Here is a 15,242-nt window from a genome sequence, read left to right on the forward strand (position 1 = left end):
TACAGAATCCCTCTAAATGGAAAAGAGCGATATTCTTTATGATTGTGGAAATGAAAACATATAGGTTTTCTCTTGGATTGGGTCGAAATAAGCTAATAAGCAAGAAGGTTGTTGTATAACCTTTCCAGTTGATTGATATTCAGCTAAATTGAAGGATAATTCTTCAAGCATCGTATGTTTATATAGATCCTTCTCGTCAAGCCCTAATGCTACAAATTCTGGTCCTAATAGAGAAGGATTACTGCTGATTTGTTTATAAAGACTGGAACGTTTTTCCTTGTCAAAGCTTGCAGCCCACCAAGGCTTTCGCGGCTTATATTTATGTTTTTTCAGATAGTCATACTTCATTAGCCCAACAATTGTATCGAGGTTTCCGGTACCATTACCTTGTAAAAAGGCATGCAATCTTCGAAATAAATCCTCAAGTTGATGGCCAATCCTGGACCAGCCCTGTTCGTCCCAATATGATCCAAATTGCTGGAAGAAATCAAAGGGTGAGGTAAATACATTAGTGATTAGAAATTCAACAGTAGTATCCATCCGATGGTCATTCCAATATTTTTCTAATACATCTTCAACTTGTTTAATTCTAACTATATCATCAAAGGATAGGACATTATTGCCTAATATTTCATATGGAGAATGGTCCATATAAATATATTCTTGCTCTTCCGCACGGAGCCGTACTCCTGTGCCACGGAGCATTTTTAAAAACCCCAATTGCAATTCTTCGGGTCTTAATTCAAAAACATCATTAAAGGTTTTTCTGAAAGATGAGTAATCCTCCTCAGGAAGACCAGCAATGAGGTCTAAATGTTGGTCAATTTTCCCGCCTTCTTTTACCATCGTTACGGTTCGGGTTAACTTAGAAAAATTCTGCTTGCGCATCACGAGCTCGTTTGTGTAATCGTTTGTGGATTGGACGCCAATTTCAAAGCGGAATAGCCCCTTTGGTGCCTCGTTATTTAAAAACTCAATAACCTCCGGCCGCATGATATCTGCAGTAATTTCAAATTGAAAAACGGTTCCTGGGAGATGCTCATCAATTAAGAAGCGAAACATCTCCATGGCGTAGCTTCTACTAATATTAAAGGTTCTGTCGACAAACTTTATCGTCTTTGCCCCATGGGACATTAAATAGCGGATATCATCTTTAATTTTTTCACGGTCGAAGTAACGCACTCCGACTTCAATAGATGAGAGGCAAAATTGACAACTAAAGGGACAACCACGGCTTGTTTCGATATAGGTGACTCTCTTGCCTAAATGAGGGATATCTTCAGGAAAGCGATAGGGTGATGGCAGTTCTTTCAGGTCTAGTTTATTCATCTGTGGTGTTATGATTACTTGACCTTGATCACGAAAAGCAATACCAGGAACATGCGTATAGTTTTGCTGTTGTTCTATTTCAACAAGTAGCTGTTTAAAGGTTTGTTCGCCTTCACCACAAACGATGAAATCAACTTCAGGAATTCTATCCATCCATTCACGCGTATCATATGTGACCTCTGGACCCCCAAGAACTATTAAAATAGATGGATCAACTTTTTTGATCATATTAACAACTTTTATCGTTTCTTCAATATTCCATATATAGCAGCTAAATCCAATTACACTAGGTTTTTGTTGGAAAAGATCTGTTACGATATTCAAGACAGGGTCTTTTATTGTGTATTCTTTGAGCTGTATCGTAAACTCTGGTGCTGCATAAGCTTTTAAATATCGAATCGCTAGGTTTGTATGGATATATTTCGCATTTAGGGTAGAACAAATAATATTCATATGCAAACTCCTTTAGAAAAATAAGAACAATATTTAATTATAGCTTAGTTTAGACTAAAAAAAAAGGTGGAGCAAACTATAGGAGAATATGTTGTTTCATTTAGAAAATGTAGAGGAAATTCTCCAAAAGTATTTTCAATTTAACAATTTTTCTTGAGAAATGGTTAGATTGAAAGTTACTACATCTTATTTTTCGAATGATAAATAGTAAAAAAATGAAGGCACTTTCATAATGGTGGGTGTTTATTGTAGTATTAAAAATATTAATAATTTTTTTATACAAGTCATCAGATGACCTGTTTTATTTTTAAATAAGTGTAAACCAAAATTTGGGAGTGGTAGTCAATCATGAAGGTAACTCTTTTTGCAACGTGTATTGTCGATCTTTTTCAAGGAAATGTAGGAAAGGCAACAGTGGAATTGCTGGAAAAGCTAGGATGTGAAATTGAATTTCCTGAATCTCAAGTTTGTTGTGGTCAACCAGCATATAACAGCGGATATGTAAAAGAATCTAAGGATGCGATGAAACGGATGATTGATACTTTTATTGATGCTGAGTACGTGGTGTCACCATCTGGTTCATGCATTACTATGTTCCACGAATATCCACACATATTTAAGGGAGATCCTGTTTGGGAATCAAAGGCGAAAACATTGGCAGAAAAGTCATTTGAATTAACCCAATTTATCGTCGATATTTTAAAGGTTGAAGATGTTGGTGCCCATTTCGAAGGAAGTGTCACATACCATACATCCTGTCATATGACTAGATTACTAGGTGTGAAAGAAGCGCCGATGATCCTTTTGAAAAATGTTCGAGGTTTAAAATTCACTGAATTACCTGGCAAGGAACAATGCTGTGGGTTTGGCGGAACTTTTTCTGTAAAGATGGCGCAAATTTCTGAGCAAATGGTGGATGAAAAAGTTAGGCACGTAGAAGAAACAGGAGCAGAGTATCTTATTGGAGCGGATGCAGCCTGCTTGATGAATATTGGAGGAAGAATAGAGCGAAAAGGAATGCCAATAAAGGTGTTGCATATAGCTGAAGTATTAAACAGTCGCGGATAATAGTTTACTAGGTAGATTGATCATAAACATGAGTGGAGGAGTCAATATATGGCGATGAAAATTAGCACGGATCAATTTAAGGAACGTGTTGATAAAGGAATTCATGACGGTTTTATGCGCGGTGCAGTAGCTAGTGCACAGGATGGGATGGGGAAAAAAAGACATATTGCTGCAGACGAACTAGGAAATTGGGAGGATTGGCGCTCGCATGGGGAAGAAATCCGTCAACACGTATTAGAGAACTTGGATTATTACCTGGAGCAGTTAAGTGAGAATGTTGCTAAACGAGGAGGACATGTATTTTTCGCGCAGACCAAAGAAGAGGCAAATCAATATATAAAAAGCATCGTTCACAAAAAAAATGCAAAGAAAATTGTTAAAGCTAAATCAATGGTGACGGAAGAGATTTCACTAAATGCCGTTTTGGAGCAGGAAGGCTGCGAAGTAATTGAAACGGATCTTGGTGAGTACATCCTACAGGTGGATGATCACGAACCACCTTCACATATTGTAGTTCCAGCTTTACATAAAAATAAAGAACAAATTCGGGATGTATTTACAGAAAAACTTGGTTATACAAAATCTTCAAAACCAGAAGAATTAGCCTGGCATGCCCGTGAAATGCTGCGGAAGGAATACCTTACTGCGGATATAGGCATCACTGGCTGTAACTTTGCCATAGCGGAAACAGGGTCAATTAGTTTAGTCACCAATGAAGGAAACGCAGATTTAGTCACTGCGTTACCCAAAACATTAATTACTGTTATGGGTATGGAAAGACTTGTCCCTACTTTCGAAGAAATGGAAGTTCTCGTTAGTTTATTAACTAGAAGCGCGGTAGGACAAAAATTAACAAGTTATATAACCGTTTTAACGGGTCCAAGGCAAGAATTAGATGTAGATGGTCCAGAAGAATTCCATCTCGTTATAGTTGATAATGGCAGGTCCAAAATTCTTGGTAGTGAATTTCAATCAGTATTACAATGTATCCGTTGTGCGGCTTGCATTAATGTTTGCCCAGTTTATCGTCATGTGGGTGGACACTCTTATGGTTCGATTTATTCAGGACCGATTGGTGCTGTCCTATCTCCTCTTCTAGGTGGATATGAGGAATATAAGGAATTACCATATGCATCAACACTTTGTGGAGCTTGTACGGAGGTATGCCCTGTAAAAATACCCTTACATAATCTTTTACATAAGCATCGTGAAGTGATTGTGGAGAGAGAAGGGAAAGCTCCAATATCGGAAAAACTGGCGATGAAGGCATTTGGGTTAGGTGCAGCATCCCCGACTTTGTATAAGTTGGGCTCAAAATTTGCTCCAGTTGCCATGAATCCTTTCACGGTTGGTGATAAGATTTCTAAAGGACCGGGGCCATTAAAGGCATGGACGGATATTCGTGAGTTTCCGGCTCCAAATAAAGAACGATTTAGAGATTGGTTTAAAAATCGTGAAAAAGGAGATAAGTGATCATGGCAGGAACAATTCAAAATCGAGATGGTTTTTTAAATCAAATAGCCAACCAGCTAAGACGCCCGCGTATTTCCTCTCCAGTTGAAAGGCCAAAATGGAAATTCAGTCCGCAATATGAAGTGTTGAAAAATGCTTCTCAGGATGAGTTGTTAGAAGTTTTGAAGGAACAATGTACAAAAATCCATACCCAGCTATATGTCACAGATAGCAAGGAATTAGCAACTACTCTTAACGATGTGGTCTCTAGCTATGGAGGTGGTCCAATTGTCACTTGGAAGGATGAGCGTTTTGTTCAATGGGGACTTGATTCATTAATGAGTGACGAGTGGCCAAGTCAAAATATAGATGTTTACAAGTGGGATCACAATAAGGGTGATGAGAACATAGGTAAAGCGGAAAAGGCTGCTATTGGCATTACGATTAGTGAAATCACGTTAGCAGAATCAGGAACAGTCGTTTTGTTCAGTGATAAAAATAAAGGGCGAACAGTTAGTTTTTTACCAACAACCTATATTGCACTAGTTCCCAAGAGTACCTTGGTACCTCGAATGACACAAGCTGCGCAAAAAATGCGTGACATCCATGCGGAAAATGGACAAGTTGCTTCTTGTATAAATTTTATCACAGGGCCAAGTAATTCAGCAGATATTGAGTTAAACCTTGTCGTTGGGGTCCATGGACCTGTTAAGGCAACCTATATAGTTATTAATGATTTGTGAAATAAGAAAAAGGTCTGTACCTCTCTTGAGAATACAGACCTTTTTCTTTGTTTGAATTGCTGTTATATTACAATGACCTTGCTGTTATATAATTAAAATTTGTTGTAAAGGTATATAAATGAAAGGTTTTGAAATAAAACTAACCTGTGTTATAGAAAAAGTTTTTGAATGTTTGACATTTGTCACAGCAAAAAAAAATCGATAGTCCTACAATAAAGTTGGGGAAGTTAAGTTTTTATGTCTTTTTTTAACGAGTTTGGGGAGGGATAGTATTGTCTATTTTACCGAAAAAAAATGAGCTAGGTTTTTTTGAAATTCGACTAGAATCAATTGGTGGTTTAGGAGCGAATCTAGCTGGAAAAATGTTGGCAGAAGCTGGCGTTTTAAGTCTTGGTTTAAGAGGTTCCAATTTTTCATCCTATGGGTCTGAAAAGAAAGGTTCTCCAGTAAAGAGTTTCATCCGGTTTTGTGAACCAGATGTTGAAATTAGAGATCATAGCCCAATTGAACAGCCACACATTGTGGGGGTTTTTCATGAAGCATTATATAGAACAGTTAATGTTGTTAGTGGTTTAGATGCTGGAGGAATCGTATTAGTCAATACGGAGAGAGAATTTGATGAAGTTAAAAAGGATTTACAGCTTGAGTACGGTACTCTTGCTATCGTTGATGCGCTTTCCATTGCTGTTGAAGAAAAAACAAAAGTAAATACAGCCATGCTTGGTGCTTTATATCGAATTTGTGATTTTCTTGATCCAGAATCAATGCGAGACGTGATTCGAAAAACCTTTACAAAAAAATACCCACATCTAGTTGAACCGAATATTCGTACTTTTGACCGCGGATATAATGAAGTTAAATTTAAAACATATGAAGTGCCTGTTGGGGCAGAAGGAAAAGCTTTCACCCGTTCATTGCCAAGGCTTGGTTATATGACACAAGAAATTGGTGGTGTCATGGTTTCCCAAGCAAATAGTATTTTTAAAGATTTAAGTGGATCTCGCCAAGGATTTCTTCCAGAGTTCCAACAAGAAAAATGTATCCATTGTGCTGCTTGTGATAATGTTTGTCCGGATTTTTGTTTTGTTTGGGAAGAGGGAGAAGATAAGCGCGGCAGAAAGCAAATGTTCCTTAAAGGTATCGATTATCAATATTGCAAAGGCTGCTTAAAATGCGTGGAATCTTGTCCCACTGATGCACTAGGCGATCTTCGTGAACTGCTAGGGTATGCAGACGAAAACCGAGTAAAACAAAACTTTCCTTATGTAGCAGGGGGGATTCAATAATGTCTATTTTAGAAGAAAAATTATCAACACAAGGCATTGCGGAGCAGATTTCAACATTTGAGTCAGGAAACGAAATGGCGGCAACCGCAGCTGCGCAAATTAATTATCATATCATGGGATATTTCCCGATAACCCCTTCCACAGAGGTAGCCCAATTTTTAGATCAAATGAAAACACGTGGCGAGCATGATATTAAACTAATTCCTGCAGATGGAGAACACGGCTCAGCGGGTATTTGCTATGGGGCAGCCGCTACTGGTGCGCGTGTCATCAATGCTACAAGTGCAAATGGTTTCTTATACATGCTTGAACAAATGCCTGTCCAATCGGGAACAAGGTTTCCAATGGTTATGAATTTAGTGACTCGTGCTGTAAGTGGACCACTAGATATTCGCGGCGATCATTCCGACCTTTATTATGCATTAAATACGGGTTGGGTTATTTTAACTGCAAAGACACCACAAGCTGTTTACGACATGAATATAATGGCATTAAAAATTGCTGAGCATTCAAAAGTCCGCTTACCAGTAATTGTTGCCTATGATGGATTCTTTACATCCCACCAAAAACGTAGAGTAGAATATTTCAAGGATCGTTCTGTTGTACAAAAATTTGTTGGTGAATGTCCAACCGATTATAACTTTGTTAGAGATTTACGGAAGCCTGTAACGGTTGGTGCCCATATGAGTGGGGATGATTTCATCAACAATCACTTCCAACAATCAGAAGCCATGTACAATGCAGGTGAGGTTTTTAAAGAAGTAGCTGAGGAATATGCAAAGCTTTCTGGAAGAGAATATCCTGTGCTAGACTTATATAAAATGGAGGATGCTGATGTAGCGTTATTCCTATTAAATTCTGCTGCAGAATCTGCTAAAGATGTAGTAGACCAGCTCCGTGAAAAAGGAGTCAAGGCTGGTGTAATCAGCCCTAACATTATCCGTCCATTCCCAGCGAAGGAAATCCGTGAAGCGCTTAAAAATGTAAAATCAGTATTAGTGGGTGAACGTGCTGATTCCTATGGTGCCCATGGACCAAACTTAACTCATGAAGTGAAATCAGCCCTTCAAGATGACAAAGATAACAAGACCATGGTATTAAGCCGAGTATTTGGTCTTGGCGGTAAGGATTTCTATGCTGATGATGCCCACGCCTTCTTTGAAATGGCAATTGATGCAATGGAGAAGGGGTATGCTGAAAAGCCTTTTGATTACTATGGTCATATTCCGGGTAATCCTGAAAATGTTTTGAAGCCTGTCATTTTGCCACAGTCTGGGGAAGTATTTAAGACTGGGTTAATTGATGTAAAAATGGATGAAGAAACAAATAAATTAAAGGTGAAGATTCCTCCGCTTCGTGCTCTGACAGGAAAGCCGAAACGAATAGCCTCAGGACATGGCGCATGCCCAGGGTGTGGGATTTTTGCTGGACTTGAATTATTCTTTAAAGGTATCGAAGGAGATATTGTAACATTATTCCAAACTGGTTGTGCCTATGTTACGACAACTGGTTACCCAAGTACCTCACATAAACAAACAATGATGCACAATCTATTCCAAAATGGCGCAGCTACATTGTCAGGTACGCTAGAAGCTTTCATGGAATTGAAACGTCGTGGTGAAATTGAAGTTTCAGATGATGCAACTTTTGTCATGATTACTGGCGATGGCGGTATGGACATTGGAATGGGTTCTGCCATTGGAACTGCCCTTCGTGGACATAAGTTAATCATGCTTGAGTATGATAATGAAGGCTATATGAATACAGGTTCACAAATGTCTTATTCTACGCCAATAGGTCATATGACTAGTACATCTGGTGTAGGGAAGGAGCAGCGCGGAAAGGCTTTCCATCATAAAGATACAGCGCAAATCATGGCTTCTACAAATATACCTTATGTATTTACGGGCTCAGAGGCTTTTCCACAAGACTTGGTAAAGAAAGGTGCAAAAGCACAGTGGTATGCGCAAAATGTTGGAACTGTTTACGGAAAACTTCTGATTACTTGCCCTCTAAATTGGAAATCTGATGATCGTTACGGTACAAAAATTGTTGAAGCAGCAGTAAATTCTTGCTTCTTCCCACTTTATGAGGTTGAACAAGGTGTTACAACGATTACGTATAACCCAGAGGAAAAGAATAAACGAATCGCACTTGCCGATTGGTTAGTATACATGGGTAAAACGAAACATCTGCTAAAAGATGAAAACAAACATATTTTAGCAGATTTCGAAGAAGAAGTTGAGAAAAGATGGCTACGATTAAAAGCGAAGCACGAAAACCCAATGCTATAAAAAATGATAAATAGGCATAAATTAGAACGCAAAGCATGTGACATGCTTTGCGTTTTCGTGTTATTCAGAGAAAGTCATAATAATAGTATTTTTCTGGGGAAATATTGTCATCATAAAAGGATTATTCGCGATTTATGTAGAATATATCAGCTATTATATTTATTTTAATTAATGATGTTCGCGAGGTGGCTTAAGTGGAGAAGCAGTTCAAGCAGGAAGTTGCTTTACCTCTTGATAATAGAAAAAAACAGATGATGGGAACCGATTTGCTGGAAAGCGAACAAAAATACAGACTCATTTTTGAACAAACTATGGACGGGTTTCTCCTTTGGGATCACGACCATTATATTATTGATGTGAATAGTGCAGGAGTGAACATGATTGGTGTGCCAAAGGAGAAATTAATTGGGTCCCGAGTCTATGATCCACATACCATTCAGGAAGAGGGCAAGCAAGAAATATTGCGACATATTGACGAGGTACTTCAAAATGGCCAAATTGGTTCTACCCTCATCTTTGAAGATAATGATGGCATAAAGAAATATTTTGATTGCTCTTCAAAACTTGATATTTGGAGTGGGGTGAATTTTACAGTCTTTAAGGATGTTACAGAGAAAGTGGAAATGCAAGAACAACTGCGAAAATCTGACACATTGACTGTAATCGGTGAGCTCGCTGCAGGGATTGCTCATGAAATTCGAAATCCTTTAACAGCATTAAAGGGATTCATCCAATTACTTGAAAGTAGCATGATGAATGAACATGCGATGTATTATCAAGTAATTACCTCTGAACTCCAACGGATTGATACGATTATTAATGAGTTTTTACTTCTTGCAAAACCACAGGCAATCAAATATCAAGAGAAGGATATCAAGCAGATTATGAAGGAAACGACTGACCTCCTTTCTGCACAGGCTGTTCTTCATAACATTCAATTTGTCACAATGTATAATAACAAACTTCCTCTTGTGTTTTGTGAACCTAATCAATTGAAAAAGGTGTTCATAAATTTAATTAAAAATGCTATCGAAGTGATGCCTAATGGCGGTAATATCACAATCACTATTAAGAAAAAGAGGAATCAGCGAATTCAGATCAGTATTAAGGATGAGGGAACTGGTATCGCGAAGGAAAAGATAAAAAAACTTGGTGAACCCTTCTATACAACAAAAGCACGTGGTACTGGACTGGGATTAATGGTCAGTTATCGAATCATTGCTGAACATCAGGGAACCATTTCGATTGAAAGCGAAGAAGGACGCGGAACTATATTTACTATTGAGTTGCCTCTATCTCCTATTAAAGATGATCAATTGCTTTAGCCCCTCTTTAGTGACCTGAGAAGGCCATTTTATTAAAGTTAAAATTCCTCCTTTTTTTTCTGCTTCCAAAGGGAACTGAGGTGATCAGATTCCCTTTGATCACCCTATTATTTTGTGAAAAAATAGATATACGGACAGTTGGCAATGTCATAAATTCATGAAAAACCGCAAAGAAATTGTCGAATATCGAAAGAAATAGAATGTTTTGTCTACTTTTGCGATTGTATTTACTTTTAAGAATTTTATTGTCATAATTCTTCAAGTAGTCTATTTTTTAATGATTTACAGTAAGAACGTAAGGTAGGAGGATAACATTGTACAAGGAAAGTAATAATCATGTAGAAATGATTGAAGAGATAAAAGCCAAAAGGGAATTAATGATTAATAGTGCATACCAACTTGGGTTTACAAGTGAAGAAACAATCAAATATAGCCAAGAACTTGATGAATTAATAAACAAGTACCAAAAAGCTTGTGAGCAAACACATAGGAAAAATGAAGAAGTGAAATTTGCTTTTAAACAAATGATCATGATTTGGCCAAAAGTTTTAGTATAATCACCAAAAGCAATCATATAAAGGCCTTCAAATTACTTATTTACGTTAAAAGATTAAACTACAAGAAGGCCTTCCGCTGTAATTTGTTATTTGATTCTGCTGCACGACAATGGTTAGAATCTTCTCTCGAACACTGTAAAGAATGGCCCATCCCCCTTTCAAATCCCTTTGAGAAATTATTTGCATCCTTCCTTTTTATAAAAATCCATTTTTTACTATTTTATAAAATTAAACATCGCTGTGATTTTTATCATTGTTTATATCTCAATATTTCATATAGTTATATTAGAAATATTTTATTGAAAACTCTCATCATGATTATCTACATAGGTTACCACAATTAGTCATACTTCAACTATTTTCGCTTTGTCGATACTACTTCTGTGAAACAGCACAATAATCAAGGTCATATCCATTATCTATATTATTTCAGTTTTATTAGGTAAAACGAAAAAACAATTTTTGTTTGGTACTATGCTTGTGTTGCGATTCATATATCGTTAATAAAGGCATTTTTTATAACCAAAGAAAGCAAACGCTTTCAATAATCATAGTTCAGTTGGGGGAGGGGAAGTTCTACATGCATATTGTCGTATGTGTCAAACAAGTACCAGATACAAAAATCATTAAAATTAATCCGAAAACTAACACACTCGACCGCAGAAGTGCTCCAGCAATCTTGAATCCTTACGATGCACATGCTGTTCAAGAGGCGGTAAAAATCAAAGAAAAAACGGGGGGCACGATTTCGGTGTTATCGATGGGCCCACCACAGGCAACAGCGGTTATTAAAAAAAGTATTGAGATAGGGGCAGATAGAGGCTATTTAATCAGCGACAGAGCGTTTGCCGGTGCAGATACCCTTGCAACAAGTTATGCACTTTCAAAGGCCTTAGAAAGAATTAACAAGGAACTTCCAGTAGATATGGTAATCTGTGGAAAACATGCAATTGATGGTGATACAGGTCAAGTTGGACCAGGTATTGCTCGTAGAATGGATATTCCACCTGTAACAAACGTAATTGAAGTAACAGAGGTTAACCAAAAAGAAAAAACCGTGCTAATTAAACGAAAATTAACAAATGGCTATGAATTAATACAATCAGAAATTCCCTGCTTGTTAACAGTCGAAAAGGAAATCAATGGTATTGAGTATTCGCCAATGCCAAACATGATTAGGGCAGCTAGATATGAACCTATTATTTGGGCAGTTAGTGATCTGGAAAAAGTTGAGCGAACACAACTGGGATTAAAAGGTTCACCGACGATTGTTGGAAAAATGTTTACACCTCCACGTCCAGAAGGTGGGAAAAGACTAGAGGGTCCAGCTGATGAGCAAGTGAAACAGCTTATGGATGTCTTAATGGAGAAAAAAGACCTATTATCGATACAATCATCTAAATAATAAAGTTTATTCAGCTGTTTGAGGGAGGGGTTTATATGAATCTAGACGATTATCGTGGAGTCTGGGTATTTATCGAACAAAACGAACGTAATATTGAAGGGGTTTCCCTAGAATTGTTAGGCGCCGGTAGAAAGCTAGCAGATAAATTAGAAGTACCATTAGCGGGATTTTTACTGGGACATGAAATTAAGTCTGTTGCCAATCAAGTGATTTCTTATGGTGCAGATGAGGTGTACTTGGTTGATCATCCTGTCTTAAAACAATACCGAACAGAGTCCTACATGCAGGGAGTTATGCTATTAGCTCGAAAATATAAACCAGAGATCATCCTGTATGGGGCAACCCCCAATGGGAAGGATTTAGCAAGTGCCGTGGCAACTGATTTATCGACAGGTTTGACCGCCGACACTACCATGCTGGATGTGGATGTAACGAATAGATTACTAGAGGCGAGTCGTCCTGCCTTTGGCGGTAATATTATGGCAACGATTCTTTGTAAGAAGCATCGCCCGCAAATGGCAACGGTTAGACCAAAGGTAATGAAAGCCTTGGATCCAGATTCAGCAAGAGTGGGAAAAATTATTGAAGAGAAAATAGATTTAAAAGAAGAAGATATGCGCACAAAAGTACTACAAATTGTGAATGACGTAACAAAAAAAGTAAGTATAGCTGATGCTCATGTGATTGTTTGCGGTGGCAAGGGAATGGGAGATCTCCAAAATTTTCAGCTTATACATGAATTAGCAGATACAATTGGGGCAAGTGTTGGTGGTACCCGTGATGTTGTTGAAGCTGGTTGGCTTCCACATGAGCAGCAAGTTGGCCAAACGGGCGAAACGGTAACGCCAAAGATTTATTTCGCAATTGGCATTTCAGGTGCGATTCAGCATGTCGTTGGCATGAAAAATTCTGAGTTTATTATTGCGATCAACAAAGACCCGAATGCACCTATATTTGATGTCGCGACCTATGGAATTGTCGGTGATGCACTGGAAATCGTACCAAAATTAATTGAGCAATTTAAGCAGCTTAGAACAGAAAAGGGCGGTGAAATGAGCTATGCCTGAAAAGTTTGATGTCATTGTTGTTGGGGCTGGCCCAGCTGGTACAGCGTGTGCACTAACTTGTGCAAAAAGTGGATTAAATGTATTGCTTATTGAAAGAGGGGAATACCCTGGAGCAAAAAACGTAATGGGTGGTGTATTGTACCGCAAGCAAATGGAAGAGCTAATCCCTGAGTTTTGGAAGGAAGCACCGCTTGAGAGACCTGTGATCGAGCAGAGATTTTGGATGATGGATAAAGAATCTGTTGTTTCTTTCGGCTATAAAGGTCTTGAATGGGCAGCAGAACCATATAATAACTTTACAGTCCTACGGGCCCAATTTGATCAATGGTTTGCAGGGAAGGCGGTAGAAGCAGGGGCTCTACTTATCAACGAAACAGTGGTACTAGAATGTATTGTTGAAAATGGGAAGGTTGTTGGAGTCCGCACTGATCGTCCGAATGGTGAGGTGTATGCGGATGTTGTTGTCCTTGCAGACGGGGTAAATTCACTCCTTTCTAAACAATTGGGGTTTCACAAGGAATTTCGTCCCGATGAAGTAGCTTTAACCGTAATGGAAGTGATTAACCTACCGAAAGAAAAAATTAATGACCGTTTTAATCTTGAAGATAACCAGGGTACGACTATAGAAATTTTCGGGGATTCTACAAAAGGAAATCTGGGAACTGCCTTTATTTATACGAATAAGGACAGTTTAAATATTGGGGTAGGAACAACCCTCTCAAGTATGATCAAAGCGAAACTAAAGCCATATGAACTATTAGATTACTTGAAAAACCACCCAATGGTGAAACCACTAATTGTTGGCGGGGAATCTGCAGAGTATCTTGCCCATCTAATACCTGAAGGTGGTTTTCGCTCTGTTCCAAAGGTAGCAGGGAATGGTGTAATCGTTGTTGGAGATGCTGCCCAATTAGTTAATGCGATTCATCGTGAAGGCTCGAACATGGCGATGCACTCAGGCTTATTAGCTGCTGAAACCGTAATCGAGGCAAAACATCGAGGCGATTTTTCAGAGGCAAGTTTAAATCTCTACAGAGAAAAGCTTTACGGCAGCTTTATTATGAAAGACTTAGAGAAATACAAAGATGCAGCTCATACGTTTGAAAAATATCCACAATACTTTAATGAGTACGTACCAATGATGAACCAGGCAATGAGCAAATTCTTTACAGTAGATGGAACACCAAAACGAGATAAACAAAAACAGATCATGAAGAAGGTAACACAAGAAAGAGGAACGATTCGGGTAATACAAGATATTTATCGTGCTTGGAAGGCGGTGAAATAATGTCAACGAAGAATATCGAGGAAAAACAGTATCTGCTGAGGTTTAAGTGTGATACAAAGTCACATTTAACCGTGCTTGATCACGATGTTTGTATGACTCAATGTCCAGATAAAATTTGTACAGTATTTTGCCCAGCTGAGGTTTATAAATGGGAAGGAACAAGGATGCAGGTAGGCTATGAAGGCTGTCATGAATGTGGCAGTTGCCGCATCGGCTGTCCATATCAAAATATTAAATGGGAATATCCAAAAGGCGGACATGGAATTGTGTTCCGACTAGCTTAATTTTATTCACGAAAAGCTCCGGGCGCTGGACAATTCTCAAAGTCGAAACATACAAATTTTGTTTCTAAAAAAAGTGCTGCTGGCTGGACCAGCAGCACTTTTTACGATGGATGTTAAGCATAATATACAGCTTTCTGTTATGTTCCATTCTAAATCATTTTTTCTTCTCATTATGTAAGGATATAAAATCACTATATGTAGATTTTTTCACAAGTGAGGATAAAAAGAAGGTGAAACAGAAGATAAGTATTTGGGGGGTTAGCTTATTTTCTCTAATAGGGTTGTTGAGGTAAGTTCATCCTTTTGGCTCGATGAAACGATTGTGGAAGCTAGGGAGATGGCTTCATCAATTAATTTCATGTTGGTTGAACAATAAAATGGTTTCTTCCAATTAAAATCACCTTCAGCATTCGCCGGATATATACTTACCTTCCACTGGTAGTAAATCTTTGGCTGTGGAAGTTGGACCCCTTCTACTGCAATGAGCCAATGGGTTTGCTCTAAACGCGAGGTGTAGGCATCGGATTCTTGTAGTGACCTCATGTCGTTTAAGCCAATGGGGATTAATGCCTTTTCATAAAAGTCATGATAATTTGGAGTTTTCATTTTCAATTCCTCCCTTAAAGTTCTATCTATATTATATGTGATAGTGCCTCCATTTTTGTGTGATAATTGTTAAAATAATTCGTAA

Annotated in this window: 13 protein-coding genes; 11 read left to right on the plus strand and 2 right to left on the minus strand. The window is 38.2% G+C overall.

The window, feature by feature from the left end:
• Positions 1 to 36: 36 nt before the first annotated feature.
• A complete protein-coding gene (locus TY15_RS10390; RefSeq protein WP_040204677.1) occupies positions 37 to 1,782 on the minus strand; it encodes a B12-binding domain-containing radical SAM protein in 1,746 nt (581 codons plus the stop codon).
• 348 nt (positions 1,783 to 2,130) lie between these two features.
• Here TY15_RS10390 and TY15_RS10395 point away from each other — a divergent pair, with 348 nt between their 5' ends.
• The 11 genes from TY15_RS10395 to TY15_RS10445 all read left to right on the plus strand — a co-directional run bounded on the left by TY15_RS10395 (position 2,131) and on the right by TY15_RS10445 (position 14,551).
• The gene (locus tag TY15_RS10395; protein ID WP_040204679.1) at positions 2,131 to 2,850 is read left to right on the plus strand and encodes a (Fe-S)-binding protein; all 720 of its coding nucleotides are present in this window, start codon (positions 2,131 to 2,133) and stop codon (positions 2,848 to 2,850) included.
• Between the two features lie 48 nt (positions 2,851 to 2,898).
• Positions 2,899 to 4,323, plus strand: a complete 1,425-nt coding sequence (locus TY15_RS10400) for a LutB/LldF family L-lactate oxidation iron-sulfur protein (protein WP_040204681.1) — start codon at positions 2,899 to 2,901, stop codon at positions 4,321 to 4,323.
• Between the two features lie 2 nt (positions 4,324 to 4,325).
• A complete protein-coding gene (locus tag TY15_RS10405; RefSeq protein ID WP_040204682.1) occupies positions 4,326 to 5,045 on the plus strand; it encodes a LutC/YkgG family protein in 720 nt (239 codons plus the stop codon).
• 272 nt (positions 5,046 to 5,317) lie between these two features.
• Complete coding sequence (locus TY15_RS10410) at positions 5,318 to 6,331, plus strand: 2-oxoacid:acceptor oxidoreductase family protein (RefSeq protein WP_040204683.1); 1,014 nt, start codon at positions 5,318 to 5,320, stop codon at positions 6,329 to 6,331.
• On the plus strand, positions 6,331 to 8,625 hold the full coding sequence (locus TY15_RS10415) for a thiamine pyrophosphate-dependent enzyme (RefSeq protein ID WP_040204684.1): 2,295 nt from the start codon (positions 6,331 to 6,333) through the stop codon (positions 8,623 to 8,625). Before TY15_RS10410 ends, TY15_RS10415 begins: the two co-directional genes overlap by 1 nt.
• Positions 8,626 to 8,819: 194 nt before the next feature.
• A complete protein-coding gene (locus tag TY15_RS10420; RefSeq protein ID WP_040204685.1) occupies positions 8,820 to 9,950 on the plus strand; it encodes a PAS domain-containing sensor histidine kinase in 1,131 nt (376 codons plus the stop codon).
• Between the two features lie 314 nt (positions 9,951 to 10,264).
• On the plus strand, positions 10,265 to 10,507 hold the full coding sequence (locus TY15_RS10425) for an aspartyl-phosphate phosphatase Spo0E family protein (protein WP_040204686.1): 243 nt from the start codon (positions 10,265 to 10,267) through the stop codon (positions 10,505 to 10,507).
• Between the two features lie 580 nt (positions 10,508 to 11,087).
• Positions 11,088 to 11,912 (plus strand): electron transfer flavoprotein subunit beta/FixA family protein, encoded by an 825-nt coding sequence (locus TY15_RS10430; RefSeq protein WP_040204687.1) that lies wholly within the window; start codon positions 11,088 to 11,090, stop codon positions 11,910 to 11,912.
• Between the two features lie 35 nt (positions 11,913 to 11,947).
• Positions 11,948 to 12,979: an electron transfer flavoprotein subunit alpha/FixB family protein gene (locus TY15_RS10435; RefSeq protein ID WP_040204688.1), complete on the plus strand. Its 1,032-nt coding sequence runs from the start codon at positions 11,948 to 11,950 to the stop codon at positions 12,977 to 12,979.
• On the plus strand, positions 12,972 to 14,267 hold the full coding sequence (locus TY15_RS10440) for an FAD-dependent oxidoreductase (RefSeq protein ID WP_040204689.1): 1,296 nt from the start codon (positions 12,972 to 12,974) through the stop codon (positions 14,265 to 14,267). Before TY15_RS10435 ends, TY15_RS10440 begins: the two co-directional genes overlap by 8 nt.
• Complete coding sequence (locus tag TY15_RS10445; RefSeq protein WP_040204690.1) at positions 14,267 to 14,551, plus strand: ferredoxin family protein; 285 nt, start codon at positions 14,267 to 14,269, stop codon at positions 14,549 to 14,551. Before TY15_RS10440 ends, TY15_RS10445 begins: the two co-directional genes overlap by 1 nt.
• Before the next feature lie 258 nt (positions 14,552 to 14,809).
• Here the strand turns inward: TY15_RS10445 and TY15_RS10450 are convergent, their stop codons facing one another.
• Positions 14,810 to 15,157, minus strand: coding sequence for a hypothetical protein (locus TY15_RS10450; protein WP_042374405.1), 348 nt, complete (start codon positions 15,155 to 15,157; stop codon positions 14,810 to 14,812).
• Between the last annotated feature and the right edge of the window lie 85 nt (positions 15,158 to 15,242).

Source organism: Neobacillus jeddahensis (assembly GCF_000612625.1).
GTDB classification, from domain to species: domain Bacteria; phylum Bacillota; class Bacilli; order Bacillales; family Cytobacillaceae; genus Neobacillus; species Neobacillus jeddahensis.

Coding starts and splice junctions, on each gene's coding strand:
- TY15_RS10390 (WP_040204677.1), bottom strand. CDS start 1,782: ATGAATATTATTTGTTCTACCCTAAATGCGAAATATATCCATACAAAC.
- TY15_RS10395 (WP_040204679.1), top strand. CDS start 2,131: ATGAAGGTAACTCTTTTTGCAACGTGTATTGTCGATCTTTTTCAAGGA.
- TY15_RS10400 (WP_040204681.1), top strand. CDS start 2,899: ATGGCGATGAAAATTAGCACGGATCAATTTAAGGAACGTGTTGATAAA.
- TY15_RS10405 (WP_040204682.1), top strand. CDS start 4,326: ATGGCAGGAACAATTCAAAATCGAGATGGTTTTTTAAATCAAATAGCC.
- TY15_RS10415 (WP_040204684.1), top strand. CDS start 6,331: ATGTCTATTTTAGAAGAAAAATTATCAACACAAGGCATTGCGGAGCAG.
- TY15_RS10430 (WP_040204687.1), top strand. CDS start 11,088: ATGCATATTGTCGTATGTGTCAAACAAGTACCAGATACAAAAATCATT.
- TY15_RS10435 (WP_040204688.1), top strand. CDS start 11,948: ATGAATCTAGACGATTATCGTGGAGTCTGGGTATTTATCGAACAAAAC.
- TY15_RS10440 (WP_040204689.1), top strand. CDS start 12,972: ATGCCTGAAAAGTTTGATGTCATTGTTGTTGGGGCTGGCCCAGCTGGT.
- TY15_RS10445 (WP_040204690.1), top strand. CDS start 14,267: ATGTCAACGAAGAATATCGAGGAAAAACAGTATCTGCTGAGGTTTAAG.
- TY15_RS10450 (WP_042374405.1), bottom strand. CDS start 15,157: ATGAAAACTCCAAATTATCATGACTTTTATGAAAAGGCATTAATCCCC.